This window comes from Mesorhizobium sp. P160219, assembly GCF_057786095.1.
The window spans coordinates 4,453,960-4,479,572 of sequence record NZ_JBYNWG010000001.1 but is presented as its reverse complement, the minus strand read 5'-3'; the positions used below and the strand labels follow the sequence as shown (position 1 = coordinate 4,479,572).

Annotated in this window: 22 protein-coding genes and 1 tRNA gene; 11 read left to right on the top strand and 12 right to left on the bottom strand. The window is 63.2% G+C overall.

What is annotated here, in order from left to right; genetic code table 11:
* The first annotated feature begins 179 nt into the window (after positions 1 to 179).
* Positions 180 to 1,547, top strand: coding sequence for a magnesium transporter (gene mgtE / locus AC3EMP_RS21720; protein ID WP_023818901.1), 1,368 nt, complete (start codon positions 180 to 182; stop codon positions 1,545 to 1,547).
* A gap of 73 nt (positions 1,548 to 1,620) precedes the next feature.
* Here the strand turns inward: mgtE and gor are convergent, their stop codons facing one another.
* From gor to rpiA, 3 genes are all read right to left on the bottom strand, one after another.
* Positions 1,621 to 3,012: a glutathione-disulfide reductase gene (gene gor / locus AC3EMP_RS21715; protein ID WP_352462453.1), complete on the bottom strand. Its 1,392-nt coding sequence runs from the start codon at positions 3,010 to 3,012 to the stop codon at positions 1,621 to 1,623.
* Positions 3,013 to 3,136: 124 nt separating this feature from the next.
* Positions 3,137 to 3,754, bottom strand: a complete 618-nt coding sequence (locus AC3EMP_RS21710; protein ID WP_023668979.1) for a DUF2059 domain-containing protein — start codon at positions 3,752 to 3,754, stop codon at positions 3,137 to 3,139.
* The gene (gene rpiA, locus AC3EMP_RS21705) at positions 3,741 to 4,472 is read right to left on the bottom strand and encodes a ribose-5-phosphate isomerase RpiA (protein WP_352711830.1); all 732 of its coding nucleotides are present in this window, start codon (positions 4,470 to 4,472) and stop codon (positions 3,741 to 3,743) included. Before rpiA ends, AC3EMP_RS21710 begins: the two co-directional genes overlap by 14 nt.
* A gap of 155 nt (positions 4,473 to 4,627) precedes the next feature.
* Between rpiA and AC3EMP_RS21700 the strand changes: the two genes are divergently transcribed.
* Together AC3EMP_RS21700 and AC3EMP_RS21695 are read left to right on the top strand one after the other, a co-directional pair.
* Positions 4,628 to 5,311, top strand: a complete 684-nt coding sequence (locus tag AC3EMP_RS21700) for a phosphoglycolate phosphatase (protein WP_023825560.1) — start codon at positions 4,628 to 4,630, stop codon at positions 5,309 to 5,311.
* 128 nt (positions 5,312 to 5,439) lie between these two features.
* Positions 5,440 to 5,514 (top strand) — tRNA-Val (locus AC3EMP_RS21695).
* A 38-nt stretch (positions 5,515 to 5,552) separates the two neighbouring features.
* Here AC3EMP_RS21695 and AC3EMP_RS21690 read toward each other — a convergent pair.
* Both AC3EMP_RS21690 and AC3EMP_RS21685 read right to left on the bottom strand, forming a co-directional pair.
* Positions 5,553 to 5,825 carry a hypothetical protein gene (locus AC3EMP_RS21690; RefSeq protein ID WP_352597232.1) on the bottom strand — a complete coding sequence of 91 codons (273 nt, stop codon included), beginning with the start codon at positions 5,823 to 5,825 and terminating at the stop codon, positions 5,553 to 5,555.
* Positions 5,826 to 6,072: 247 nt separating this feature from the next.
* A complete protein-coding gene (locus tag AC3EMP_RS21685) occupies positions 6,073 to 8,337 on the bottom strand; it encodes a DNA/RNA non-specific endonuclease (RefSeq protein ID WP_352842916.1) in 2,265 nt (754 codons plus the stop codon).
* Between the two features lie 509 nt (positions 8,338 to 8,846).
* Between AC3EMP_RS21685 and AC3EMP_RS21680 the strand changes: the two genes are divergently transcribed.
* A complete protein-coding gene (locus AC3EMP_RS21680; RefSeq protein WP_023738834.1) occupies positions 8,847 to 9,533 on the top strand; it encodes a Crp/Fnr family transcriptional regulator in 687 nt (228 codons plus the stop codon).
* 7 nt (positions 9,534 to 9,540) lie between these two features.
* Here the strand turns inward: AC3EMP_RS21680 and AC3EMP_RS21675 are convergent, their stop codons facing one another.
* Positions 9,541 to 13,863: a cytochrome P450 gene (locus tag AC3EMP_RS21675; RefSeq protein ID WP_352711839.1), complete on the bottom strand. Its 4,323-nt coding sequence runs from the start codon at positions 13,861 to 13,863 to the stop codon at positions 9,541 to 9,543.
* A gap of 129 nt (positions 13,864 to 13,992) precedes the next feature.
* Positions 13,993 to 15,765 carry an adenylate/guanylate cyclase domain-containing protein gene (locus tag AC3EMP_RS21670; protein ID WP_352711842.1) on the bottom strand — a complete coding sequence of 591 codons (1,773 nt, stop codon included), beginning with the start codon at positions 15,763 to 15,765 and terminating at the stop codon, positions 13,993 to 13,995.
* A gap of 356 nt (positions 15,766 to 16,121) precedes the next feature.
* Between AC3EMP_RS21670 and AC3EMP_RS21665 the strand changes: the two genes are divergently transcribed.
* The 3 genes from AC3EMP_RS21665 (at position 16,122) to AC3EMP_RS21655 (ending at position 17,765) form a co-directional block, all read left to right on the top strand.
* On the top strand, positions 16,122 to 16,379 hold the full coding sequence (locus AC3EMP_RS21665) for a PepSY domain-containing protein (RefSeq protein WP_023726587.1): 258 nt from the start codon (positions 16,122 to 16,124) through the stop codon (positions 16,377 to 16,379).
* Positions 16,380 to 16,462: 83 nt separating this feature from the next.
* Complete coding sequence (locus AC3EMP_RS21660) at positions 16,463 to 17,203, top strand: lysozyme inhibitor LprI family protein (RefSeq protein WP_050588903.1); 741 nt, start codon at positions 16,463 to 16,465, stop codon at positions 17,201 to 17,203.
* A 91-nt stretch (positions 17,204 to 17,294) separates the two neighbouring features.
* Positions 17,295 to 17,765 carry a hypothetical protein gene (locus AC3EMP_RS21655; RefSeq protein WP_023805158.1) on the top strand — a complete coding sequence of 157 codons (471 nt, stop codon included), beginning with the start codon at positions 17,295 to 17,297 and terminating at the stop codon, positions 17,763 to 17,765.
* A 97-nt stretch (positions 17,766 to 17,862) separates the two neighbouring features.
* Here the strand turns inward: AC3EMP_RS21655 and AC3EMP_RS21650 are convergent, their stop codons facing one another.
* Positions 17,863 to 19,743 (bottom strand): L,D-transpeptidase family protein, encoded by a 1,881-nt coding sequence (locus AC3EMP_RS21650; protein WP_023805157.1) that lies wholly within the window; start codon positions 19,741 to 19,743, stop codon positions 17,863 to 17,865.
* 212 nt (positions 19,744 to 19,955) lie between these two features.
* The gene (locus AC3EMP_RS21645; RefSeq protein ID WP_023805156.1) at positions 19,956 to 20,702 is read right to left on the bottom strand and encodes a 3-oxoacyl-ACP reductase family protein; all 747 of its coding nucleotides are present in this window, start codon (positions 20,700 to 20,702) and stop codon (positions 19,956 to 19,958) included.
* A 98-nt stretch (positions 20,703 to 20,800) separates the two neighbouring features.
* Between AC3EMP_RS21645 and AC3EMP_RS21640 the strand changes: the two genes are divergently transcribed.
* A complete protein-coding gene (locus AC3EMP_RS21640; RefSeq protein ID WP_488494670.1) occupies positions 20,801 to 21,409 on the top strand; it encodes a TetR/AcrR family transcriptional regulator in 609 nt (202 codons plus the stop codon).
* A 62-nt stretch (positions 21,410 to 21,471) separates the two neighbouring features.
* Positions 21,472 to 21,870 carry a rhodanese-like domain-containing protein gene (locus AC3EMP_RS21635; protein ID WP_023682502.1) on the top strand — a complete coding sequence of 133 codons (399 nt, stop codon included), beginning with the start codon at positions 21,472 to 21,474 and terminating at the stop codon, positions 21,868 to 21,870.
* Positions 21,871 to 21,916: 46 nt separating this feature from the next.
* Here AC3EMP_RS21635 and AC3EMP_RS21630 read toward each other — a convergent pair whose 3' ends face one another.
* Positions 21,917 to 22,825 (bottom strand): alpha/beta hydrolase, encoded by a 909-nt coding sequence (locus AC3EMP_RS21630; protein WP_023805154.1) that lies wholly within the window; start codon positions 22,823 to 22,825, stop codon positions 21,917 to 21,919.
* 48 nt (positions 22,826 to 22,873) lie between these two features.
* Between AC3EMP_RS21630 and AC3EMP_RS21625 the strand changes: the two genes are divergently transcribed.
* Positions 22,874 to 23,326: a MarR family winged helix-turn-helix transcriptional regulator gene (locus tag AC3EMP_RS21625; RefSeq protein WP_023805153.1), complete on the top strand. Its 453-nt coding sequence runs from the start codon at positions 22,874 to 22,876 to the stop codon at positions 23,324 to 23,326.
* Between the two features lie 26 nt (positions 23,327 to 23,352).
* Here the strand turns inward: AC3EMP_RS21625 and AC3EMP_RS21620 are convergent, their stop codons facing one another.
* Both AC3EMP_RS21620 and AC3EMP_RS21615 read right to left on the bottom strand, forming a co-directional pair.
* Entirely contained in the window at positions 23,353 to 23,964 is a 612-nt protein-coding gene (locus tag AC3EMP_RS21620) for a pyridoxamine 5'-phosphate oxidase family protein (protein ID WP_023726591.1), read from the bottom strand.
* 64 nt (positions 23,965 to 24,028) lie between these two features.
* Positions 24,029 to 24,382 (bottom strand): gamma-butyrobetaine hydroxylase family protein, encoded by a 354-nt coding sequence (locus AC3EMP_RS21615; protein WP_023668999.1) that lies wholly within the window; start codon positions 24,380 to 24,382, stop codon positions 24,029 to 24,031.
* Positions 24,383 to 24,582: 200 nt separating this feature from the next.
* Between AC3EMP_RS21615 and moaA the strand changes: the two genes are divergently transcribed.
* Positions 24,583 to 25,578 (top strand): GTP 3',8-cyclase MoaA, encoded by a 996-nt coding sequence (moaA, locus tag AC3EMP_RS21610; RefSeq protein ID WP_352711848.1) that lies wholly within the window; start codon positions 24,583 to 24,585, stop codon positions 25,576 to 25,578.
* The last annotated feature ends 35 nt before the right edge of the window (positions 25,579 to 25,613 follow it).

Sequence of the window (25,613 nt, the reverse complement as noted above, 5' to 3'; positions counted from 1 at the left end):
CCCGCGATTGACTCGCCAAGATGCGCTCCTATGTTGCGCCCGCTCGCTGAATTCCAACTCGAACCCGCGAGCAGAAAGGTCACCGCGCCATGCCTGGCGACAGTAGTCGAACGCAACCGCCGTCCGCCTCGATGTGACCTCTAACGGCTCACGTCCCGCCGGACGGCAAGGAGTGAGCCATGAACGAATTTACCCCCGTCGTAGCAAGCGACGATGCCGTCGCTATCGCGCGTATCCTTGCCAATGATCACGTCGCCGATGTCGTCGAGGCCCTGAACCGGGAATCTCGCGATACCGCGATAGAACTGCTTTGCGAAATGCCGTTCGAGCGGCTGGTCGAGATCTTCGACCAGCCTGAACTCGACGGCGCCTCCGATCTGGCCGAGGCGCTGCCGCGCGCCAAAGCGTGCAAGCTCCTGACCGCCATGTCGGTCGACCGCGCCGCCGATATCCTGCGCGAACTGGACGAACCGGCGAGCTCCGAGCTGCTCGGCGGGTTGGTCCCGCCGCTGCGGGCAACGCTGCTTTCCATTCTCGGCTATCCCGAAGGCAGCGCCGCCTCGATCATGACGACCGAATTCGTCAGCGTGCCGTCGGACTGGTCCGTCGGGCGCACGCTCGACTACATCCGCAAGGTGGAGCGGACGCGGGAGACCGTCTACGCCATCTACATCGTCGATCCAGACACGCATGTGCTGGTGCGCTCGACCGGCCTGCGCCGGCTGATCACCGGCGAGCCGGACGATCCGATCCTGTCGGTGGCGCCGGATCGCGCCCCGGTGACGGTGACGCCGCTGACCGATCGCGAGACACTGGCGCAGACGATCTCCAAATATGACCTGCTCGCGGTTCCCGTCGTCGACCACGGCAAGATCCTCGGCATCGTCACCATCGACGACATCATCGACATCATGATCGAGGAGACGACCGAGGACGCGCACCGTTTCGGCGGCATGGAGGCGCTCGACGAGCCCTACATGAAGATGAGCTTTCTCGCGATGATCAAGAAGCGCGGCGGCTGGCTGTGCGCGCTGTTCATCTCGGAGATGCTGACCGCCAACGCCATGCAAAGCTATGAAGGCGAACTGGAGAAGGCGATCGTGCTCACTCTGTTCATTCCGCTGATCATGAGCTCGGGCGGCAATTCCGGTTCGCAGGCGACCTCGCTCGTCATTCGCGCGCTGGCGCTGCGCGAGATCGGCCTTCGTGACTGGTGGCGGGTGGCGTTGCGCGAATTGCCAACCGGCCTGGTACTCGGCGCCATGCTTGGCGTGGTCGGCATCTGCCGCATCGCGCTCTGGCAGTATATGGGCTTCTACGATTATGGGCCGCATTGGCCGCTGATCGCGGCGACCGTGGGGGCAGCCCTTGTCGGTATCGTCACCTTCGGCTCGCTGTCGGGGTCGATGCTGCCGTTCGCGCTGAAACGGATCGGCTTCGATCCGGCGAGCGCCTCGGCGCCGTTCGTCGCCACGCTGGTCGATGTCACCGGCCTGGTGATCTATTTCTCGGTGGCGCTGGTCATCCTGCGCGGCACTTTGTTGTAATAAGCTTCAGGCCTCCCATCGCGGTGGCACAGCGGCTGCCATGGGGGGTTCTTCAAGATCGAGCGCGCGGGCGTCAATCGACCCGCACGCCGTTCTTCACGCGGTAGGTGGGCTTGTACATGGTGACCAGTTCCTCCGCTGCCGTCGGGTGGACGGCCATGGTGCGGTCGAAATCATCCTTGGTGACGCCGGCCTTCAGCGGAATGCCGAGCAACTGCGCCATCTCGCCGGCGTCCGGCCCGAGGATGTGCGCGCCGAGCACTTTTCGCGTGGCGCCATCGACCACCAGCTTCGTCAGCATCCTTTCGTCGCGGCCCGACAGCGTGTGCCGCATCGGCCGGAATGTGGCGCGGTAGATTTCGATATCGGCGTAGCGCTTGACGGCATCGTCCTCGGACAGCCCGACGGTGCCGATCTCCGGCTGTGAGAAGACGGCGGTCGGAATGGTGTCGTGGTCGGGCGCGGTCGGATTGCCCTTGAATGCGGTCTCGATGAAACACATGGCCTCGTGGATCGCCACCGGCGTCAACTGCACGCGGTTGGTGACGTCGCCGATCGCCCAGATGTTGTCGATGTTGGTGCGGGAATATTCGTCGACAACGATGGCGCCGGTTATGCCGAGCTCGATACCGACGCCTTCCAGGCCCATATTCTCGGTGTTTGGGAGGCGGCCGATGGCGAGCATGACCTGGTCGATCGTCAGTACCTTGCCGCCGGTGACCAACGCATCCAGCCTGCCGTCCGGCCGTTTGCGGACCCATTCCGACACGGCGTGGCAGAGGATCTTGATCCCCTTCTTTTCCATGGTTTCGTGCAGCATGTGCCGCAGGTCCATGTCGAAGCGTGACAGTATCTCCTTGCCGCGATAGACCAGCGTGGTGTCGACGCCCAAGCCATGGAAGATATTGGCGAATTCGACGGCGATGTAGCCTCCGCCCTCGATCATGATCGCCTTCGGCAGTTGCTTGAGGTCGAAAACCTCATTGGAAAAGATGCAATGCTCGTGACCGGGCAGCGCCGGGTGCGGCGCCGGCCGGCCGCCGGTGGCGATCAGGATCTGGTCGGCGGTGACGGTGCGGTCATCGCCCAGGAGATGCACGACATGCGGGTCGACCAGCATGGCGCGCGAGTGGAACGTCTCGCCGCCGGCGCCTTTCACGTTCTTTTCGTAGATCGCTTCCAGACGGGCAATCTCGCGGTCCTTGTTGGCGACCAGCGTCGGCCAGTCGAAGCTCGCCTCCGGCACCGTCCAGCCATAGCCGGCGGCGTCGGCAAAATGCTCGGGAAATTGCGAGGCATAGACATAGAGTTTTTTCGGCACGCAGCCACGGATGACGCAGGTGCCGCCATAGCGGTATTCCTCCGCGATGCCGACACGCTTGCCGAGCGCTGCCGCCACGCGCGCCGCTCTCACCCCGCCGGAGCCGCCGCCGATGACGAAGAGATCGTAGTCGTAACCGGCCATGCTGCTGTTCCTTGCCTCAGGAAATGTTTGCGACAGGTAGGCCGCATGAAGCCAAAAGAAAAGCCCGGTTTCCACCGAGCTTTCTGGTCCAGCGGCAAGGATGCCGGTGGCGAAATCAGACGTCTTAGTTCTTCGGCGCTTCCGGCTGGTCACCGTCTGCGGGCGCATCGCCGTCGGCAGGTGCAGCGCCATCGGCGGGGGCAGTTGCGTTATCCGGCGCAGGCGCGGCCGGAGCAGCGGCCTTCGCGGCTGCTGCCAGCGTTTCGCCGACCTGCTGGGCGAGATCGCGCGCCAGGCCGTTCTGCCAGATGTCGGCGGCCTTGACCAGTTCGCGCGTCACGTTGGGGCCGTTGTCGAGCAGCTTCTTGCCGGCATCGGAATTGTAGAAGGCGGCGATGTCGGTGAGATCCTTCTCGGAGAACACCTTGGCATAGGCGAGCGCTGCTTCCTTCTCCAGATCGGCACGGCGCGAGGCCAGCGCCAGTGCCTTCTCGCTGACGGTCTTGCCGATCAGCTCCTGCATATCAGGGTTCTTCTGGATGAGCTGCTGCTCGAGCGAGGCCGCTGCTTGCGGCAGGATGTTGTCGAACGAGTCGGTCGCGTGGATTGCCGTGACCGCCGCCCGTGCCGCCTTCAGATGCGATTCCGTGATCTCCTGCGAGAACGCCGGGGAAGAGAAGGCGAAAACGGCCGAAGCCGCCAGAACGGCGCAAAGATTGCGAACCCGGTTATGCAACATCATGATCGGTAGAACTCCCTGGTTTTCGGGCGGCATGGACGGTTTGGATGCCGTCGCCGCCGGCGATGATGGCCGCTGACGCCAGCCCGATGAAAAGACCATGCTCGACCACACCAGGAATGGCATGGAGAGCATTCGAAAGCGCTCTTGTATCCGGAATGCGGCCAAAAGATGCATTGAGGATAAAATGGCCGCCGTCTGTAACAAAAGGCTGGCCCCCCGTCATCCTCAATGTAACCGGGCCGGAAAGGCCGAGACTTTTGGCCGCTGCCGCGACCGCGATTTCGGTCGCGCGCAGGCCGAACCGGTTGACTTCGATCGGCAAGGGAAACCGGCCAAGGGTGTCGACCATCTTCGAGCGATCGGCAATGACGATCATGCGCTGAGATGCCGCCGCGACGATCTTCTCGCGCAAAAGCGCGCCGCCGCCGCCCTTGATCAGCGTCAGCGCCGCGTCGATCTCGTCGGCGCCGTCGACGGTGAGGTCGAGCTCGGGCGTTTCCTCAAGCGTCGACAGCGGCACGCCAAGTTCGCGGCAAAGGGCTGCAGTGCGCTCCGACGTCGGCACGCCGATGACGGACAAGCCGGTGGCGATCTTTTCGGCCAGCAGCCGCACGAATTCGTCGGCCGTCGTCCCGGTGCCGATGCCGATGCGCATGCCGTCGCTGACATGGGCAAGGGCAGCCCGCGCGGCCTCGACTTTCAACTGCCTCGCATTCATGCTCACCCCGGGGGTTTGGCTTGGTTCTGATTTTTCTGGATGCGCGCTCCTAGCACTTTTGCCCGCAGGGTCAAAGACTTTGGCTCCCACCGGCTTGCCTGAAAGAAGCGCAGCCGCTATCGCCTGCCTGCAATGCATCAGCCACAGGATAGGCCATGACCCAACCGATCATCGTGTTCGACCTCGACGGGACGCTGATCGACACGGCGCCGGATCTGCTCGACAGCCTCAATCACAGCCTTGCCGCCAGCGAGCTTGCCGCTGTCGACGAGGCCGGCTTCCGGCGTTTTGTCGGCCAGGGCGGACGGGTGATGATCGAGCGCGCGCATACCGCGCAGCAGAAGTCGCTGGCGGTGGAGGAGCACGACCGGCTGCTCAAGCTGTTCCTCGACCACTACACGCTCAACATCCCCGGCAAGTCGCGCCCCTACCCCGGCGTGGTCGAGGCGATCGCCCGCTTCGAGAAGGCCGGCTACCTGCTTGCCATCTGCACCAACAAATATGAGGCGAATTCGAAAGCGCTGATCGGGGCGCTCGGCCTGACAAAGCATTTCGCCGCGATCGCCGGCCAGGACACGTTCGCCTTCCGCAAGCCCGACCCGCGCCATCTCACCGAAACCATCAGGCTCGCCGGCGGTGACCCGCACCATGCGCTGATGGTCGGCGATTCGCAGACCGACATCGACACGGCCAAGGCCGCCGGCATTCCGGTGGTCGCCGTCGATTTCGGCTACACCGACCGCCATGTCAGAGAATTCGAGCCGTCGGCGGTGATTTCGCATTTCGACGCGCTGACGCTCGACCTGGCGGAACGGCTGATTGCAGCTGCGGCCGGCTGAGCGAAACGGGCGATTGCGCGGCAGCGTCCGCCCTTGCCTATTTCAGGCGTAGAAGGCAGGCGCATCGCCTTGACTTCAACCGCATGCCTCTCTTATATCGCGGCTCGCTTGGCCTTCGGGCAACGAGCGGGCGATTAGCTCAGCGGGAGAGCACACCCTTCACACGGGTGGGGTCGCAGGTTCAATCCCTGCATCGCCCACCATTTTCTTTCCCGGAACAGCACACTCCAAGCCAGCACTCCTAGCAGCTGCAACTCGCCCCTTCCCCACCAAAATTCTTCTGCGCAAAGTTCAACGCGCTTGAGTAGCTCGTGTAGCTCTGGAATTGGCAGACATCGGATCCGTTCCGCACCTTCATCTGCTCGAGATCCCAGAACGAAACCTCGATGTGATCGTTGGCGCAGTAGACCGTGTATTTTTCAGGCTCCAGCGCTCGTGCCTTCTGCGCCGGGATGGAGACGGCAGGAATGGAAAGCACGGAAAGTGCAAGCATGACGGCGTAGCGCGTGCGCATGTAAACCCCTTGAGTGAAACCGGCCCGTATTATCGCCGCTATTTTGAAGCGCTGCATCACGGCTTTTTGACGAACGACTTCTTTCCGGTGCCCGGCTCGCCGTCAGCTATGTGCTGATCCAGATCTCCGCTGTGTTGGCGCTAATTGGTACCGCTCGGGGGCGCGTGGCCGGCAGCAGGGAGGTCGGCTTGGATTGCGTCCTTTCGGTCATGGTGTTCCCTGCAAGGCATCGCAGGGCCGCGCGAGCCTAAGCCTTCTTCTTTCGTCTCCGTGATCCCGCCCGCATTGCAATTTCGCCGCCACGAACCGTTTCGTACTGGTCGGCGTCGACAATCGATTTGTCGAAGCTGACGCCGGTCATTTCGGAGATTTCGGTCAGCGGGTACATGGCGCCGATGAACTCGTCGGAGACGGCAAACTCCAGCTCCGTGTCCGACAGATCCTGTTCGAGGACGAAGCCATAGCTGGCGAGCCCGTCTGTGACGCGCGCCACGATCACCTTCCAGAAACGGCGCGGCACCGGCGCGCGAAGACTTGTTCCCTTGGGACCCTTGCCGGCAAAGGTCCGGTCGTCATCGGCGAGCACCGGCCCGGCGAAGACGCAAAGCCGCTCGCTCGCCGCCTCCGACAGGACGTGGTTCTCAAGATCGCCCCAGTTCTTCTCGCCGCTGTCGGAGCGGTTGTAGCCTTCGACCTGGGGCGAGCAGTTGGTGACATGGAAGGAGCAGACATTGCCCCTGAGCAGCAGCTCGAAGGTGCTGCCCCAGGCCACGTCATCGCGCCTGACGATATGACCCTTGTCGAAGGCGCCCTGATCCTGGGTGTAGAAGACGTCGGGGATCTGGTACTTGTCGTCGAGCCGCAGATCCGGGAACCAGCGCTCGCTGAACAGGCCGCCACGCGAATAGTTGCGGCCCTTTTCCGGCTCGCGCAGATTGCTCTCCTCGGTGACGTTGGAGGCGGTGAACAGCGCCAGCCGCCGCTTGGCGTGCATCTTGAGCGAAAAATTCTGGTAGTCGAGTTGCGTGCCGCCGGCCTTGAGCGGCGCCAGCACTGAGAGGTCGGTGGCCTCAGGCATTGGCACAATGACCGGTGCGAGTTTAGTGCCGCCAGAGAGAAATTTCTCGTCGTAGCCCTTATAGCCGGCATAGTCCGCGACCGTTTTGGGAACGAATGCGCCGCCTGGAGGGGTCGGCTTGGCCGCTTCGCGTTCGACCGATTCCGTGACCGCTTCATGGCCAGGCGTTGCGCCGAGCGAGACGGTGATGCGCAACGGCACTTCGAAGGTGACGCTGCCGCCCGGCGAAACGACGACGCCTCCGGATGGAGGCGTCTGGGTGGCGACGCCCGGGATCTGCTGGACGCCGCCGGCTTCAACCAGGTTTACGCCCTCGGCCGGCGATCCACTGTCCGCCTTGGTCCACCATGCGCCCCAACCGTTGGGGCCGCCGCTGGCGGCGCCGGCGAAATTGAGGCCGAGGTCGACGACACGCTGGTCCTTGGCGAGCGCGCCGGTGGGCACGGCGTAGTTGCGCTCGAGATAGCGGCCGGCGAAATGCAGCGCCACGACCTCGCCGGTGGCGAGGTTGATCATGGCGGTGCCGGAGTTGCCGCCAGTGGTCGAGCAATCATGTGTCGCCGCGCTGACGATCTTGCCGAAACTCTCCGTATCGAAGCCGCCCTGCAGCATGCCCGGTTGCAGGCGCTTGACCTGGAAACGATTGCGCATGAGCTCGTTCTGGACATCGACCGCGTTGCGATTGTCGAACGCGGGATAGCCGATGGCGACGACTTCCTGGCGCAGCATATCGCGCGCGTCGGCGACCGCGAGCGACAGCGGCGTGATGTTGTCGGGCAGGCCTTCGACTTCGAGGATCGCCATGTCCCAATAGGGATGGATCATCCGGACATTGCGGATCTTGAAGACGTTTCCCGCCGCCGAATCGCGCTTGAAGTCGATGCCGGCGGCGCGGCCGTTGATGAATTGCAGATTGCGGTCGCCAAGGCCGTCCGCAAATATCTGCGCCACATGACGATTGGTCATCAACAGGTTGCGGCCGACGACGAAGCCCGTGCCGCCGTAAGGGATATTGGTGTTCCACAACAGTTCGATACGCCCGATCGCCGGCAGGGCGGCTTCGATGCGCTGCTTCGATGCGGCCTCGCTGGTAAGCTTCGTCCACAGCGAATGGCCAGGTGTCGGAGCGCCGTCGAAAGTCAGCGTCGTAAAGGTGCCATCCTTGATGTCATAGACCGGTCGCAACTCCGGGATGATTATGGCTTCCAGATCGGAAAGCTGCTCGGGCGCGACTTCGGCGCCCCGCGCGAGGCTCTCCATGCCAGCGCGCGCCGATTCAAACGCCGCCTCCGCCTTGCCGGCTTCCGCAGGCGCAAGGGATTCCAGAGCGCCGCCTGCCATCGTCTCCACGTTGCCGAGGACCGATTCAGTCCCCTCGCCCCCGGTGACGAGATCGAGATATTGACGGATTCGCTGCTCTCTGCTGACCGGCATAGTCGCCCCCAAAGGTTCTGTCCAAGTAAAGAACTGTATTGCCCCATTTTAGACTGGTGCAATTCTGACCGGCAGGCAAGGAAACAAATCAACTCGCGTCGAAGATGACCGGAGCGCAACGTCGGCATGTCTCTTTGCCGGCAGTCGCTCGCGCGATGTATGACGTTCGCATTATTTCAGCGATGCCGTATGTGATCTCCGTCACAGACGCTCACGCTGTTTGCGCCCACCTATCGCAACGGGTGGAAGGGCCATTGCGGCCGCTCGGTTTTACAGAAATTTTATCACCTATCCATTTTTATCAGTTGCCGCCTGCACGCGCGGCTCCTCTCGCCGCGCGTGCAGGCGGCTTTCCGCCCGGCACGAGCCAGGCACTGGGCGCGACCACGGCGCCAAGCCTTTACAAGGCGTAATCGCAAGGGATGAACGCCGGCCTTTGACGCGGTGCACTCTTGCCTTAGACTTCGGGCCTTAAACTTCGCCGATTGCGGCAATTGGGAATTTGGAACATGGCTTTTGGCGGCCCTAACGACAGAAACGATCTGCCGCGCCTGGCACGCATCGATCCAAAGCTGTTCGATATCCTGTTCAGCGGCTGCAAGGTCGAGCGCTACGCCGCCGGCCAGCATCTGTTCGTCCAGGAAGATGCCGCCGACCGGATCTACGGGGTGATGAGCGGCACGGTGGAAATCTCGATCTATTCGCCCGGCGGACAGAAGCTGGTGGCCAATATCGAGCTGTCGCGCAGTCTGGTGGGCGAGATCGGCGCCCTGGACGGCCGGCCACGCACCGCCACCGCCATCTGCCTGACCGCTTGCGAGCTGGTTTCGCTCAGCAGGATACAACTCTTTGATCGCATTGAGAGAAATCCACCGCTGGCACGCGCGATGATCGAACTTCTGTGCGCCCGGCTGCGCTGGGTCAGCGGCGAACTCGGCGATCAGGCCTTCTTCGGCATCGAGGCGAGGCTCGCCAAACGCCTGGTCTTCCTGGCCAAGGTGATGGCCGACAGCGCCGGCTGGATCCCGATCTCGCAATCGGAACTCGGAGAGTTCCTCGGCGCCACGCGCGAGTCCGTCAACAAGACGCTCAACGACTGGCGCAACCGCTCGTTCATTGCCATCAAACGCGGCGGCCTGCGCATCACCGACACCGGGGCACTGCGCCACATCGCCGAGTCGCAGGACGACGACTGACGCCGAATCAGAGCCGCGAAATCAGGTAGCGCAGCGCCGAGCGGCTGGGCATGAAGAAATATCCACCCCCCTTGGTGGTGACGAATTGCGGCATGTCACGGAGCGTCGTGACCTTTTCCCATGACGGAATGGTGAACCTGCCATCGCCGCCGCGCGAACCAATCGTCGGGTCCTTTTCAGCGACGAGGCCCTGGAACGTGGCCGACGAAACCCAGGTCTGCTGAATGAATTCGTACTGGCGCTCTATGTCGGCGTTGAGGCACATGAACAGCAGCCCCTTTTCGACCTTGCCATTCTTACCGTCCTGCTTCTCATAGGTGCGGCCGACCCGCAGGATACGATGGCGCTTGCCGATATTGATCTGCGTATCGCGGTCCTCACCCAGCGAGTCGCGTGGGTTGGAACGGCGAATGTGGGCACCAAGCGGGCAGCGATGGCCTTGCGGATCCTCGGCGCCGGCGGCGAAGTTGTTGTCGATGACGCGTCCCGGATGATCCGGGTTGCGCACCAGCGAGCTACCGTTCTGCCAGCGGCCGAGCATCTTGGCGGCAATCCAGTCTTGCGTGATGGCTTGGTTGCCGAGTTGGCTCGCGACCAAGGCTGCAGCCTTTTTGCAGTAGTTGTTGAAGACGTCGACGTGCTGCTCGAACTGGCGAATAACCAGGAATGAACCGTTGCGCCCGAAATCGCGCGGCGGTGGCGGCAGGCCCGGAATCAGCCGGCTACGGCGCACCTGCGAAAGGATTCCAGTCCGATCGCGTGATGCGCTTACCGAGGGCGAGGCTGGATAGAACCCATGCTCATCACGATAGCCGAACAGGAACTCGCCGGGCGCGACCAGATGCATTGATGCAGCACCCCTGCTGGCGCGGGTCGTGCCCCGGACAATCGGCTGCGAAATCCCGTCCGCGAAACCGAAATGCTCGTAGGCTGGCCCACGTTCCGACCGATCGTCACGCTTTGCCCCGTCGGACGATTTCGTCTTCGTGTCGGTCGGACCCCGGTTTACGGCGAGCGGCAGTTCGGCGACGACCTTCATGCCTGCACCGGTCGTCTTTCGTCTCACGGTGGCAATCTCGGTCTTCAACCGTCCCGGGTCTTCAGCATAGCAGACGATGACCAGGTCCACAGGGTTCTCCAACGACCCCCACTCCCATTCGTCCGGGCCGTCGCGGCCTCGGTCGTCCAGTATGCGCCCACGCTCGGGATTGCCCATGCCATGGCGAAAGGCGATCGGAAATGTTTCCAGTGGATCGCCCTCCACACCCTCGTCGAGCCCAAACTGCCGCAGGCCACCGGGACCAAAGGCGACTATCATAGCTCGCCCGGCGGGCCTGCCTTCGCCGAAACTCGTCTGCTCGACAACGAAATCGAGCCAGGCTCTGCGCTTGGGCGCCGGCAACTTGTCCGGCACCCGGATCGCAAGCATATGCGAATAAGCGAGCGGGCCGAGCGGGCCGAAGAAGATGGACTGGATCTCGCCGGTTTCCAGCTGCTGTTCGAGAGGCGCCGGAAAGGCAGAGCTGATATTGGCCAGCAGCGAAGTGGTCTTTTGAACGGTGGTCGTTTCGCTCGCCGGGCGCCGTAGCGAACCGAACAAGCTCAGCCAGTCGCGCGCCTCGTTGCCGACGGCGGAAGCAATGCCGCGCCTGACCCGGGAATTGATCCGGATGCGCTCTGTGTTGATTTGGGGATAGGCGGAGTACCAGAACAGGGTCGGCACCTGCTGGCGCCGCGCCCAGCGCTTGAAACGATCGCCGTCGCGGGCGCCGTCCAGGAACAGCCATCGTGTGCGTGGATAGCCCACGGTGTTGCTCCACACGCCGGTCAGGCCAGCGGACGCCTTGGCGATGAAGTCCTCAAGATAGCTTTCCCAGCTGCCGCCGTAGTTGGAGAAGAACATCAATCGGTTGGAGCCGGGCAGCAGTATCCAGCGGGCGAAATGGATGGTGTTGATGGTGTTGAGGAAGCCTGGCTTGAATACCTTCTGGGCAGCTATCGAGATCAGGTAGAAAGAAAACCTGAGCGCCAGCCGCCGCAGAATGCCGGCCTTCATCGTCGAAATCGCAGTCAGATGGTTTTGTGCCGCGTGGCCCTCCTTGACGAGTATCGCGTTCAATTCAGATATGCCGATCGATGTGCTTTCCGGCCGATCCCTGTCCTCGCGGCGTCGCAGCGCCAGCAAGCACGAAAACGCCAGCAGCGCCGCTGCCACCAACATTCCGAGTCCCGACAACAGAAGTGAGGTGATTGCTACGGCTATGGCGGTGAAGGAGATTTCCTGGGAACTGATGTCGATAGATCTGCCGAACACCACACCGTAGGTCATGTACCAGCAAGCAGCCCAGATGATCGCCACCGTGACGAAGACCGGCGGCACCAGCAACGTCGTCATCAGGGCACGGCCCCAATGACCCGGCGGCTTTTCGAGCAGGCTTTCGGCCGGCTCGAACGCCCAGGCAAACGTCCCTAATGACTGGACACGCTGGCGAACTTCAGCGAGCACGGCAGGAGCGTTGCCGGCGCCTTTGCGTGGCCGCTCGACGATGTCGCGCACGGCTTCGAAAAGCTGCTGCTCGGCCTTGATACGCTGGACCGAGTGCCCCGGCGTGCCCGAAAACACCAGTCCGGCATTGCTGCCGAAAGACGGCGATATGTCGACATTGTGCTTGCGCAGGAAATCGTTCAATGCGCCGCCATCGCGCAGATCGCAGACCTCCTTGAAGATCGGCCGCAGCCGGTGCCCGATGGCGTGCGTGACTGCGTCGATGACATCGTCGATGCTGCCGTCACCGGAAATCTCGAGAACCAGAGCTCCTTTTTCCTGACCGGAATCAGCGCCGATCTCGCCGGTGCCGACCACGGTCAGGCTGGTGAAGTGGACGGTGCCGGCAATGTCGAGCGCGGTGCGGATCTCTTCGACGGCCGGGTTGCCGAGGCTGGCAACCTTGTCGCGGACAGCATCCAGCGACGCGGACCGGGTGACCGGGCAGACCACCGTCACCATAGACTGCGTTACGGTGCGGCAGAGTTCTGCCCGTTCGAAATCGACCTTGAGGGTTTCGGGATAGGCGCCGATGCGGGTCATGCGCCCGGCCTTGCCGGGCATGCGGCGCACGCCCTGCTTCTGGAACAGGGCGCGCAGGCTTTCGCCGATCTGGATCCTGGCGATCTCGGCGCCGATGCACTGATGAATGCCGTGGCCGAACACCATGTAGTCGCGATGCGGGCGCGATGTGTCGAACTGGTCCGGGTTCTGCACGGCGTCGGCATCGAACATCGCCGACAGCGTCGCCGGCATCACCACCGTGCCGGCCTTCACCAGGCGCTCGCGGCGCGTACCCTTGCCGATGATCGCGTCGCGGGCCGTGTAGCGCCAGGGGCCGACCCAGATCGGCTTGAAGCGCATGGCTTCAAGGACGGCCCTGTCGAGCTTGGCGGTATCGTTTTCGGTCAATGCGGCATCGATAGCCTGCCGTGCGTCGGGCCGCGACAGGATCACGTCGAGGCAATTGCCGGCGGCCAACACATTGGTCGGGACGAAGCCGGCGATCATGCCCAGCATGATCGAATTGAGGTCGTCCCGCGACAGGCGGCCCTGATCCATCTGGACAACCAGCCTCGCCAGCGGTTGCTCGGCCTTCAAGCCCCGGTCCCTGGCCGACTGGATGGAGCGATCGATGACTTTGAGAAGACGGTCGCCCGCCACCACTGCGAGTTCGCGCATGACGGGGCTCGCCGTCGGGTCCGAAAAGAACAGCGCACTCAGCGCGATCGCCCAGTCGGCGAATTCGGATTCATCGTCGATCTCGACGCCGAAATAATCTCGACAGATGTGCACCGGGACGATCTTCATCAACCTGGAGATCGCATCGAAGCCGGGGCTAGCGCGCGTCATGATCTCTTGCGAATGACGCGCCGCGATCGGCCTGACGGCGGCTTCGACCTCGGCCGGCGGGAATGCACTCAGCACCGACGATTTCATGCGCCGGTAGTCGGCGCCGTCCTGCATGCCGAGGATGAAGTTGGATCCCCGGGCAAGCTCGGTCATTTCCGGGCCGTATGGGGTCTGGAATTCGTCGCCGCGCTCCAATATGTCGCGGACATCGGCGTTCTTGGTGACCACGAGAACACCGAAGAGCTTGCCGGTCGGCCGGAAACGCCGCAACAAGGAAAGCGCCCAGCGGGGGTCTTCGGCCAGAGACCCGACGATGCGCGCAATCAGCCCTGTCTTCCGGATCCGGCCGAGATCGAAGGGCGGCATTTCCGACAGCGGGCGCTGGTTTTTCTGGGCCGCGCGAATAGCGTCGAAATACTTCAGTTCGGTCATGCGCGTTCAAGCCCCCCGGCTATCCACGTTATTGCGATGCCGGCCGTTCAACGCCTAGGTTTGCATCGGTTGCACGTATGTGAATCTTTTCACAGTTGGTCCATGTTCCAGCCAGCATTGACGCCATGTTCATTTGGCCAGTCGGAAATTGGCGACGAGGATCTCGTTCGCGGCCTTGTCGGTGAACGGTATCCAGCGCACACGCTGTTCTGAAAAATCGGGATGCCGGGTGGTGAAAATGGTCATCTCGCGCCGCGCCTGTTCCGGCCGGCCGCTTCGCATCAGCGCGCCGATCTTCAGGAACCTGGAATAGAAATAGCCGGGAGACAGGTTGAGCGAGCGGTCAGCGGCAGCGATCGCCGCCGGCCAGTTCTCGACCAAACAATAGGCCGCCGTCAGTTCCCCCAGATTGTGGAAGCGGTAGAGGTCGAACGGGCTCAATCGCTCGGTATCGAGAAAGAACGGTATCGCGGTCGCGGCATTGCCGAGCAGCAGCTGGGCGCTGCCCATGGCCGAGCGCGCGAAGGCAAAGCTCGGATTGATGTGGATCGCTTCCTCGAGATGGTCGACGGCCGACCGCGGTTCGCCGCGCATGATGTCGACGGCGCCGAGATGGGCGTGCGGGCGCGCATCCAGGCTGTCCACCAGCAACGCCTTGCGGGCAAACTGCTCGACCTTGTTCAAATCGTCGCTGTCGCCGAAACGCAGCCATGCCCGCCAGAAATACCACCACGCCAGTTCGTTGAGCACGGCGCTCGAGTTGGCGTCCTCGCGGTAGGCCTTCTGGAAGAACTCGAGTGCGGTTTCGGTGTCGCCGCGGGTGCGCCGGTTCATGTGCCAGCGGCCCCGTCGCACCAGTTGCCAGGTCTCCAGGCTTTCCCAGGGAACCTGGAAGGTGCGTGCCTGTTCCGCCCGGTCGACCTCCTTGTCGAGGATCGAAACGATCTCAGCGCCGATCTGGTCGCGCAGGTTGAAGATGTCGACCAGATCGCGATCGAAGCGCTGCGACCACACCAGCCGCCCGTTGGACGCGTCGGCCAGCGAGGTGTTGAGGCGGATCTGGCCACCATTGCGCATCAGCGTGCCGCTGACGATGTAGCGCGCGCCGAGCGCGTTGCCGATCACCCGCGTGCCCAGCGTGTCGTCGCGGAACTGGAAGCTGGAGCCCTTGGCGATGACCGAGAGCCATCTGGTGTTGGATAGACCATAGATGATGTCCTCGGCGATGCCGTCGGCCATGTAGCCGATGTCATGCTCGCCGCCATCGGCGTGGAAGGGCAGGACGGCGATCGCCGGCGGCCCCTTGGACGACAGCTTCTGCTGCGCATTGGCCTGGGGAATGGCCGCGAACGACGCCGCCGGCGAGGATCCGTTGCCGCTGCGGCCGGCGATCAGAACGCGCACCGGCAAGGCGATGTTCTTCAGCATGAATTCGCCGAGATCGGTGAAATCGGCCGCCGTCTTGTCCTTCACATGGTGCCAGGTCGTCTCCGAAACGGCGAGACCGTTGCCCGGCGCGAATTCCTGGATTCTCGCCGCGATGTTGACGTCGTCGCCGTAGAGGCGGCCATCACGCACGATGACGTCGCCGGTGTTGATGCCGGCGCGAAACGGCATGCGCATATCGTCGGCAACCTCGGCGTTGAGGGCGACGATGCGGCCCTGGAAATCAAAGGCTGCGCGCAACGCCTCGATCGGATTGCCGAACTCGGCCATGATGCTGTCGCCGGCGTCGCCGAACGTGCGGCCGCCAAATGTGCCACAGCTGTCGGCGATGATGTCGCGCCGTTCCTCGAATGCCGCGACAGCAGACTCGTCGTCGATGCCCATCAGCCTCGAGAACCCGACGGCATCGATAGAAATGATTGTCGCCAGCTGACGGGTGTAGTTCCGTACAGCCATGTTCGAGCCCCCGCTCCCTTTCTGGTTCTGGTCCAGCACAGGCGACGACCCGTTCCTGAAACACTTCGCCGCGCGCTGAGAGATGAAGATTCCGGCGGGGTTGGCGCGCCATGCCACCCCGCCAGGACCAGAAGTCTAGCAGGGTCTTTGGCAAAGCTCTACCACCATCGGGTTGTCCAGCGCGGGCCGTGGCAGCACTCATGGTTGGCCGGCCGTTGGCGCAAATATGGGCGTGCCGTCGCTCTGATCGCCGCGATCCAGGGCTTCACGGAACCTGCGCGACGTCAGCTATCGGAACAAACTGTGCTGCCTGCGAGTTTCCGGTGCGGTTCAGCCAACGTGAAATGAGGGTAATCATGCGAAATCTTGTTCTGGCGACCGGTGTCGTCGTTGTTCTGGCCGGCTCGACGGCCTTTGCCGCGGATGACAGCCCGCTGCCGCCGACGAATGCCCAGAAACTGTCGGCAATCATCGCCAAGGTCGAGCAGCGCGACGGCTTTCGCTATGTGAAGGAGGTCGACTGGGACAAGGACGGCTACACCGTGACCTATTACACCGCCGACAAGGCGAAAGTCGAAATCACCTTCGATCCCGTGACCGCCGAACCGAAATAGCGCCGATACCGCACCGCTTCGGCAATTCCGTCCGCCGCGTTTTTTGCCTACGATGGTGGCAGTTGTCGGACAACGGGGCGACCATGCTTTCTTCCAATCGAATTGCCAACTCGTTTGCGCTTGTCGTCGCACTTGCTGGCGGGGCGGTCTGCCTTGGTCCAGCGCGTGCCGACGGGCCGTCCTTCGACTGCCGCAAAGCCAGCCTGCCGGTGGAAAAGGCGATCTGTGCCGACCCGCAACTGTCGGCAATTGATGCCTTGGTCGCCAAGGCCTTTACGGGTTTCGAGCCAGCCTTTGGCCGCGAAAAGCGCAAGATCGCCCGTGCGCTCATCACTGACAGGAACGCCTGCGGGCAGGATGCCGCCTGCATCGTCAGCGCCCAGAACAATGCGCTGCAGACCTACGGCAATGCGCCGTCCTGGGTGCAGGATTACAACATCGCCCTGATCGGCAAGAAGGCGCTCGACACCGCGGCCCGCCATCCGGGCAGCCCCGACCAGCCCCTGCCCTCGTCGATCGGCCAATGCGCCTTGACCCACATCACCGCGCTGACGACGCGGCTCGGCGACGACCCGCTGGAAACCGCCGGCCCTGAAGCCGGCAGCCTGGCGCGGTTCAGCAATGGCGGCGCCGGGGTTTCCTACGAGCGGGAGCCTGGCCTTGCCAGTTCGAAAGCCGGCGATCCTGTCGTCATGTGCCTGATATCGATCCCGAGGGATTGTCCGCAGGGCGACGAGCGCGGGCGGGTCTATTACGGCGTCGACCTCACGATAAAAGGCACATGGGTTTTGCCGGATTCACAACATCTATGCGGCGGCGCCTGAAGATTTGCCGCAAAGCACTGCTGGATGCACTCTTGCGCCGATCCGCCTTTGATGGCTGAGTGCGCGTAACAGTTGCAGGGCGCGGGGGTGCATGGCCATGGTTAAGCATGTTTTGAAGCGCATCCTGATGATGCTTGCCGGCTATTTCGTTTCGGTGCTGATCGGATTGTTCGCGGTCGTGGCGATATATTGCGCACTCGCCGTATTGCCCAACGCGCCGGACTATTTCGGCGCCATGCAATTTTCGCCCATTGTCGTGCTGCTGTGGCCGCCGCTCGGCATGGTCGTCTATTTCCTGACGATCGTGCTGACCGGCCTGCAGACGCTGATCTTCGCGCTGCTCGCCGAATTCTTTGCCCTGCGCAATTTCCTGGTGCACATGCTGTTTGGCGCCGCTGCCGCTGCAGCCGGCTTTTTCCTGGTCTGGCCGGCCGCGGAAGAGGATGCCGGACACTGGGCCGATATCGGCATCATCGCCGCCGCCGGCCTCGTAGCCGGTCTGGTCTATTGGCTGATCGCGGGCCGCGACGCCGGCTTCCGGCGTCCGCTCATCCAGCGCTGATCGCAGGAAACGGCCGACCGTCTATCGGCCAAAAATCTAATAAAACCAGAGAGACAAAGTGAGTTCCTCGTTTCGTTGAACGAGGAACTCCGCTGGTTCAGCTCGTCGGCGAACGCACCGCTTCGGTCGCGTCAAGCGCCTGCATCAGCCGCGTGTCGCGGTCGTAGACGTCGTTGAAATATTCGACTTTGCCGGACAGGTCCGGCCAGGCAGTGAAGTAGGAGACATAGACGGGAATCGTGCGTGTCACGTCTTCGCTGGCATGGCCGTGCTTGAGCTTTTCGGCGATGTCGTCGACCGAGACGCCGAGCACCGCCGCCGCCATCCCACGTGGATCCTGAAGGCGAATACAGCCATGGCTGAGCGCCCGCATATCGCGTTGGAAGAAGGATTTTTGCGGCGTGTCGTGCATGTAGATGGCGTGCTTGTTGGGGAACAGGATCTTCAGTTCGCCCAGCGCATTGGCTTCGCTCGGCTGCTGGCGCACGCTGTAGGGAATGTTGGCGCCGTAGGCGCCCCAATTGACCGAGGAAGAGGGAACCCGCCTGCCGCGCGAATCGGTCACCTCGTAGCCGGCACGGTCGAGATAGCCCGGATCGCCACGCAGCCTTGGCAGCATCTCGTTGACGATGATCGACTGCGGCACGCCCCAATAGGGATGGAAATCGACCTGCTTGATCTCCTTGAAGAAGAAGGCGGTCTGGTTGGTGGTCCGGCCGATGACGACGCGGGTCTTCAGCTTCTCCTCGCCATTGTCGATATAACTGGCGGTGAAGGCGGGCTGGTTAATGAACACCCGCGGGCTACCAAGATCGGACGGCAGCCAGCGCAACTCTTCCAGCGCGACCTGCACCTTCTGCAGCCTGTCTGCCTTGGATGCGCCGGCGAGCGAGGCGACGGTGCGCGGGCCGATGACCCCATCGCCCTTCATGCCGGCCTTCACCTGCACGGCCTTGATGATCGGAACCAGTTCGGGAACATAGACATCGCTGGTGCCGAGACGAGACAGGATCTCGCCATAAGCGCCGCCCATCTCGTCGTCGAGATTGCGCGCGATCAGCGTCAGCAGCTTCGGCAGTTCGGCGCTGGTCTCGCCGGGCTTCAGCAACAGCTTGGGATCGACCACGATTTCGTTTTCGGCGCTCGCCTGCAGCGATTCAAGTTCGACGCGCAGCGCCTGATATTCCGCGTTCTGCGGGTGCCGCGATTCGAGGTAGGTGCGCACTTCCTGGGTGTGAGCCAGCGTCTTGAGCGCGCCTTCCATGTCGACCGGCTTCGGCGGAAATTCATAGTAGCCGGTGATGCGATTGGGATCGACGCGCCCGCTCTGGGCGTCACGGGCATAGCGCAGCACGCGCGCCGACAGCGCCATCTCGAAGCGCACGAGTTCCTTCAGATGGGCATCGGCATTGACCGCCGATGCGTTGGCTGCCGGCACTTCGACCGTGTAGTCGGCCGACGTGAGACCATAGCTTGCGGCTTCGCCAAGCACCCGCACCGCATCCTGGGCGCGGGCATTGGGATTGCCTTCGTTCACCCAGATGAAATCAGGATTGGCAGAGTAATAGGCAATCAGTGCCTTGGCGATATCGGGCTCGGCATAGAGTTCATAGTCGCTGAGGCCTGCAACGGCTTCGCGGAAGGCAGTGCTGGTCGCCGACGGCACAAAGGCGGCGTCTTCAGCTGTTGCCACCTGGGGAGGTGCTGCCACCAACGCGGCAAAGTCGACGCGCACCAGCCGGTCGGCCTTGTAGGTGTAGTAGGACGGGCTGCTGATCCTGGTGCCGCCACCGCCCGACACGGCGGGCTTCGGCTTGCGCTTCGGCGGCGGCGGGAATTCGCCTTGCGGCCTGTGCTTGACGCCACCGCCGAACAGCATGTCGAACAGGCCTTGCGCGCTTGCCTGCGGCACACCGAAGGCCAGTGCTGCCGCTACTGCAAGCGGCATCACGGCGGCTTTATTTCCGAGGAATCTCATTAATCACCCGCTCCGGCTGCAAGCCGGCTCCCGTTCCGCGCCGCTAGACGATCTTGCCAACCGCATGGCGGATGTAAGGCGCTACTATACCGATTCATACCGATTTCGTTAAGCTTCCATAAATTTCCGCGGGCCTGTTGCAGAACGGTTTCACAACATCGTGACGTCTGGAGCGGCGTTGCCGCCCCAGACCGGTCAAAGCGGCTGCTGCTTCAGGCGTTGGCGCCACCGTCGATGGTGAGCGCGGCGCCGGTGACGAAGCGCCCTTCCGGACCGGCGAGCCAGGCAACCATGCCGGCGATCTCGTCAGCCTTGCCGAAGCGGGGCGTCGCCATCTTCCGCCGCTGGTGTTCGGCATGCGGGCCTTCGGCCGGGTTCATGTCGGTGTCGGTCGAACCGGGATGAACGACGTTGGCGGTGATGCCGCGCGGACCGAGGTCTCGCGCCAGCGCTTTGGTCAGGCCGACCAGCGCAGCCTTGCTGGTCGAATAGGCGCTGAGGCTGGTGTCGGTGACGCGCTCGGCCAGATTGCTGCCGATCGAAATGATGCGGCCGCCCTCGCCCATGTGAGCCGCTGCCGCCTTCGAGGCCACGAACGGCGCTCTCAGATTGACCTCAATGGTCTCGTCAAAGTTGGCCAGCGACATCTGTTCGATGGGCGCCGCGCGCCAGATGCCGGCGCTGTTGACCAGGATGTCGAGCCGGCCGAAGGCATTCACCGCCTCGGCGACCGAGCCTTCGATGGCGGCGGCGTCGCGATTGTCGGCTTGGATGGCGATCGCGCGACCACCTGCCGCTATAATCTCGGCGACGACAGCTTGGGCCGGCGCCGCACTGTTGACATAGGTGATGGCGACGTCGGCGCCATCGGCCGCGAGCCGCTTCGCAATCGCAGCACCAATGCCGCGGCTGCCGCCGGTGACGAGTGCTGCCTTGCCGTTCAATCCGTTCGCTGACATGTCATGCTCCTTTTATGTAACGATCAATACATAAATCTGGCAACCTTGCCTCGCGACGTCAAGTGAATTATGTATCGGTCAACACAGAAAAGATCGTCATGCCGGAAAGAGGCCGTCCCCGCACCTTCGATCGAACCGCCGCCTTGCGGCAGGCGATGGAGCTGTTCTGGGCCAAAGGCTATGAGGGCACCTCGATCGCCGACCTGACCGCGGCGATGGGGATCAGCTCGCCCAGCCTCTATGCCGCCTTCGGCAGCAAGGAGGCGCTGTTTCTGGAAGCGACCGAGTATTACACCCGCAACGAAGGCACCGAGATCTGGAGCGCGCTGGACGAAGCGCCGACGGCATGCCAGGCGATCGAGAATTTCCTGAGCCAGACGGCAAAAGCGTACTCTCAGGACGACCGCCCGCAGGGCTGTCTCATCGCGCTGGGCGCACTGCACCAGGATTTAAGCAGCGGCGCGATCTGCGATGATTTGCGCCGCCGCCGCGCCGAAAACCACACCCTCTTGCTGAGACGGCTGGAACGCGGTGTGGCGGAAGGCGAATTGCCGGCGGGCTTCGACAGCAACGCGGCGGCGACCTTCTATGCGACGGTCCAGCACGGCATGTCGATCCAGGCCCGCGACGGCGCCTCGTGCGACGCGCTGATGGCCACAGTGGCCGGAGCGATGGCGGCGTGGCAGGGGCTGGTCGGAACAGCGTGACAAAGCGCGGAGCTTGTGCTGGAAATCCAGTCGGCGGCGAAATGCGCCGGGAGGGATCATCCGTGAAAAAAGGGTATCGCGAGTTGCTCGACGAGGCCAATGCCGAGATCGAGGTGGTCTCGCCCGAGGAAGCGGCCGGGCTGCTCGACGACGAGGACACCATCTTCGTCGACCTGCGCGATCCACGCGAGATCGAGCGGGACGGCCAGATCCCCGGCGCCAAACATGTCACTCGCGGCATGCTGGAATTCTGGATCGATCCCGAAAGCCCCTACCACAAGCCGTTCTTCGCCTCGGGCAAGAGCTTTGTCTTCTTTTGCGCGGGCGGCTGGCGCTCGGCGCTGGCCACCAAGACGGCGCAGGATATGGGGCTGTCGCCGGTCAAGCACATCCTTGGCGGCTATACCGCCTGGAAGGCGGCCGGATTGCCCGTCGAGCCGGGCGGCAAGAAGAAGGGCTAGCTCACCGCTCCGGCGTTGTCGGTGTCGGACAATACACCGATTGGAATCAATGCAGCATCGGCTCGCGCTCGTTTTTGACAAAGGTCACAGCGCGTTCGATGACACCTTTGTCGGCGAGAATGCGACGGTGGCCGAGCCCATCGGCCCAGTGCAGCCGCACATGGCTGCCGGCGCCGGCGTAGCGCCTGGCATGGTCGGCCGGAACTTCGCGGTCGTCCGGCGCGTGGATGACCAGAGTCGGCACCGGCGCTTCGGCCAGCTGGCGATCGCCGGTGAATTCGTGCAGCGGCCGGCCCGACAACCTTTTCACCTGATCGGCCATGGAAACCTGCGAACGCGGGCCGACGTTGAGCATGCGGCTGAAGTCGGCGAAGATCGCCGGCAGGGAACTTGGCGCGGCCACCAGCACCAGCCGCTCGGCCGCCACTGGGTGGATACCCCTGATCGAACCGGCAATGGCATTGGCGGCGACGGCGCCACCGAAGGAATGGCCGACGATCGCCTTGAACGGACCGAACCATTCGCTGGCGACCCTGACCGCCTCGACCGCATTGATCATGTTGAGATGCCGGCCCAGCGACTGGCCGTGGCCCGGCAGGTCGAGCGAGGCGACCCGGTAGCCCGCATCGCGAAAACCTTCGATCAGAGCGCGCATATATTCCGTGCGCGAACGCCAGCCATGGACGACCAGCACCGTGCCGGCGGACGCCCTGCCCGGCTCGGGCCGGAATTCGTGCACCATGACGCAGCCGGCCTTGGTCGTAAGCCGACGATGGCGCGCCTCGGCCATGAAGCCGGCGGCGCGGTCGACCGCACGCCGCTCGCCGTCACTGAGCGCCTTCACGCTCGGCGTGCGGCAGAACAGTTCGAAGGCGGCGCGCCCGCTCAGGCGGGGCGCCACATGCTCGGCGGCGCGGAACACGCCCCGGATGACCTTCAGTCCAAATGATGCCATAGTGGCGATCCATCCATTCCGTTCAAGCATGAACATAATAGTTCAAACATGAACATTAAACAAGAGCTGCCCTGGGACAACCCGCGCTTTCGCAACTGGGTCGCGGTGGCGCGCGCCTGCCATGTGCTGGAGCGTGCGCTGGCGGTAAAGCTGGCGCCGCTGGATCTCAAGCCGGCGCAGCTCGACGTGCTGATGAACCTCTATCGCCATCCCGGCATGTCGCAGCACGATCTCGCCCGCAAACTGCTGGTCGGCCGCTCCAACATCACCATGCTGTTGCCGCAGCTCGAGGTGCGCGGCCTGCTGCGCCGCGAAGGCGACGAGAAGGACAAGCGCGTGCTGCGGCTGACGCTTACCGAGGCCGGCACGGAGCTTTTGATGAAGGCGCTGAAGGTGCATATGGCGCTGATCGAAAAGGCGATGAGCCAGTCGACAGCGGAACAGTGCGACATGATCGGCGAACAGATGCGCAAGATCTATGACGTGCTGAAGGATACCTGAGCCGTTCGATCCACGCGCCTCCCACCTCACCACATCGTCTTCTTCGCCCGCTCCGGCCATTCCTTGTCGTAAGTACCGGCATCGATATTCTTGCGGCTAGTGACTTCCAGGATTGTTCCGGGTGTCGGCAGCGATTTCGGGTCGACGTGCTTTGCCGGGTTCCACAGCTCCGAGCGAACGATGGCGCGGGCGCACTGGAAATAGACCGAATCGACATCGACCACGGTGACCGAGCGCGCCGGCTTGCCTTCGACGGCGAAGGAGGCGCAAAGCGCGGCGTCGGTGGCGATGCGGGCGCGGCCGTTGACGCGCAGCGTCGTGCCCGAACCCGGCACAAGAAACAGCAGCCCGACGCGAGGATCGCGGATGATGTTCTTAAGCGAATCGGCGCGGTTGTTGCCGCGTCGGTCCGGCATCATCAGCGTTCTCGGGTCATGCATGCGCACAAAGCCGGCGAGATCGCCGCGCGGCGAACAGTCCAGCCCTTCCGGCCCGCTCGTCGCCAGGGCGACAAAAGGCGAGGCTTCGATGAAGGCGGCATATTCGGGAATGACGTGGTCGAGTTCCTTGATCGTCGACGCTTCGCCGGGCAGGCCGTAGAGGGCTTCGAGCTGTTCGACCGTGGTGATGTCAGACATTTTCCCGTCTCCGAACCTTTGCCGGCGTTACCCCCAGTCAATGACGTTTTGCGGACAGTGCCGACTAGCGGTCGCGGCTCAGTCCCTTCTCCTGGAGCTCGGCGAGATAGGCATTCCAGCGCGCGTCCTTTTCGTGGCCAAGCGTGTGCAGGTAATTCCAGGTGAAGATGCCGGTGTCGTGAAAATCGTCGAAGGTGATGCGCACGGCGTAGTTGCCGACCGGCTCGATCTTCAGGATAGCAACGTTACGCTTGCCGGGAACCGTCACCCGCTGGTCCGGCGAATGGCCCTGCACCTCGGCCGAGGGTGAAGCGACGCGCAGCAGTTCGGCCGGCAGTTCGAACGGCCGATGATCGGGAAAGGTGACGGACAGCAGTTTTCTGTCCTTCGAGACCCTGAGTTCCTTCGGCGCCGTCATTGTTCTGCATCCCGCATCGATCCGCCATTCCCTACGCTGCTTCGCGCGAGCGGAAAAGGCCATTTGGACCCGGCCGACATCGGATGTCGGCCGGGGAATGTCACCAAAGATCGAGAGCGGCTATCTTGAATGGCGGGTTGGATCGTATCACATAGCCGTATATAACGGCACCACTCGCAGCATTGGAAACGCTTGAACGCATGGACATGATCGATCCCTTCGGTCGCACGATCAGCTACTTGCGCGTGTCGGTCACCGACCGCTGCGATTTCCGCTGCACCTATTGCATGGCCGAGGACATGGCGTTCCTGCCCAAAAAGGACCTGCTGTCGCTCGAGGAACTCGACCGGCTCTGCACCGTCTTCATCGAAAAGGGCGTGCGCAAACTGCGCCTCACCGGCGGCGAGCCGCTGGTGCGCAAGAACATCATGCATCTGGTGCGCCAGTTGTCGCGGCACTTGAAGAGCGGCGCGCTGGAAGAGTTGACGCTGACCACCAATGGCTCGCAGCTGTCGCGCTTTGCCGCCGAGCTTGCCGATTGCGGTGTCGAGCGCATCAATGTCTCGCTCGACACGCTCGATGCCGACAAGTTCCACGCCATCACCCGCTGGGGCCATCTCGGCAAGGTCATGCAAGGCATCGATGCCGCGCAGGCGGCGGGGCTGAAGGTGAAGCTCAACGCCGTTGCGCTGAAGGACTTCAACGACGTCGAGCTGCCGGAGATGATGCGCTGGGCGCATGGCCGCGGCATGGACTTGACCGTCATCGAAACCATGCCGATGGGCGAGATCGACGTCGACCGGACCGACCAGTATCTGCCGCTGTCGCTGCTGCGCGCTTCGCTCGAGCGCCAGTTCACGCTGAGCGACATCCCCTACAAGACCGGCGGTCCGGCCCGCTACGTCCATGTCGCAGAGACCGGCGGCAGGCTGGGCTTCATCACGCCGATGACGCATAATTTCTGCGAAAGCTGCAACCGCGTGCGGCTGACCTGCACCGGCACGCTCTATATGTGCCTGGGCCAGGAGGATGCCGCCGACCTGCGCGCCCCGCTGCGTGCGTCCGAAGGCAACGAACTGGTCGCTGCTGCCATCGACGAAGCGATCGGCCGCAAGCCGAAAGGCCATGATTTCATCATCGACCGCCGCACCAGCCGCCCGTCGGTGTCGAGACATATGAGCGTCACCGGCGGCTGATTTTCTCCGCGATTGGTGCAAGGAATGTCTCCCAT

Excerpts from the sequence above, each read along its gene's own strand:
- AC3EMP_RS21665 (WP_023726587.1), top strand. The coding sequence starts at position 16,122 with ATGCGAAATCTTGTTCTGGCGACCGGTGTCGTCGTTGTTCTGGCCGGC.
- AC3EMP_RS21670 (WP_352711842.1), bottom strand. The coding sequence starts at position 15,765 with ATGGCTGTACGGAACTACACCCGTCAGCTGGCGACAATCATTTCTATC.
- AC3EMP_RS21675 (WP_352711839.1), bottom strand. The coding sequence starts at position 13,863 with ATGACCGAACTGAAGTATTTCGACGCTATTCGCGCGGCCCAGAAAAAC.
- AC3EMP_RS21680 (WP_023738834.1), top strand. The coding sequence starts at position 8,847 with ATGGCTTTTGGCGGCCCTAACGACAGAAACGATCTGCCGCGCCTGGCA.
- moaA (WP_352711848.1), top strand. The coding sequence starts at position 24,583 with ATGGACATGATCGATCCCTTCGGTCGCACGATCAGCTACTTGCGCGTG.
- AC3EMP_RS21660 (WP_050588903.1), top strand. The coding sequence starts at position 16,463 with ATGCTTTCTTCCAATCGAATTGCCAACTCGTTTGCGCTTGTCGTCGCA.
- mgtE (WP_023818901.1), top strand. The coding sequence starts at position 180 with ATGAACGAATTTACCCCCGTCGTAGCAAGCGACGATGCCGTCGCTATC.
- AC3EMP_RS21685 (WP_352842916.1), bottom strand. The coding sequence starts at position 8,337 with ATGCCGGTCAGCAGAGAGCAGCGAATCCGTCAATATCTCGATCTCGTC.
- rpiA (WP_352711830.1), bottom strand. The coding sequence starts at position 4,472 with ATGAATGCGAGGCAGTTGAAAGTCGAGGCCGCGCGGGCTGCCCTTGCC.
- AC3EMP_RS21700 (WP_023825560.1), top strand. The coding sequence starts at position 4,628 with ATGACCCAACCGATCATCGTGTTCGACCTCGACGGGACGCTGATCGAC.
- gor (WP_352462453.1), bottom strand. The coding sequence starts at position 3,012 with ATGGCCGGTTACGACTACGATCTCTTCGTCATCGGCGGCGGCTCCGGC.
- AC3EMP_RS21620 (WP_023726591.1), bottom strand. The coding sequence starts at position 23,964 with ATGTCTGACATCACCACGGTCGAACAGCTCGAAGCCCTCTACGGCCTG.
- AC3EMP_RS21690 (WP_352597232.1), bottom strand. The coding sequence starts at position 5,825 with ATGCGCACGCGCTACGCCGTCATGCTTGCACTTTCCGTGCTTTCCATT.
- AC3EMP_RS21615 (WP_023668999.1), bottom strand. The coding sequence starts at position 24,382 with ATGACGGCGCCGAAGGAACTCAGGGTCTCGAAGGACAGAAAACTGCTG.
- AC3EMP_RS21650 (WP_023805157.1), bottom strand. The coding sequence starts at position 19,743 with ATGAGATTCCTCGGAAATAAAGCCGCCGTGATGCCGCTTGCAGTAGCG.
- AC3EMP_RS21630 (WP_023805154.1), bottom strand. The coding sequence starts at position 22,825 with ATGGCATCATTTGGACTGAAGGTCATCCGGGGCGTGTTCCGCGCCGCC.
- AC3EMP_RS21625 (WP_023805153.1), top strand. The coding sequence starts at position 22,874 with ATGAACATTAAACAAGAGCTGCCCTGGGACAACCCGCGCTTTCGCAAC.
- AC3EMP_RS21640 (WP_488494670.1), top strand. The coding sequence starts at position 20,801 with ATGCCGGAAAGAGGCCGTCCCCGCACCTTCGATCGAACCGCCGCCTTG.
- AC3EMP_RS21710 (WP_023668979.1), bottom strand. The coding sequence starts at position 3,754 with ATGATGTTGCATAACCGGGTTCGCAATCTTTGCGCCGTTCTGGCGGCT.
- AC3EMP_RS21655 (WP_023805158.1), top strand. The coding sequence starts at position 17,295 with ATGGCCATGGTTAAGCATGTTTTGAAGCGCATCCTGATGATGCTTGCC.
- AC3EMP_RS21645 (WP_023805156.1), bottom strand. The coding sequence starts at position 20,702 with ATGTCAGCGAACGGATTGAACGGCAAGGCAGCACTCGTCACCGGCGGC.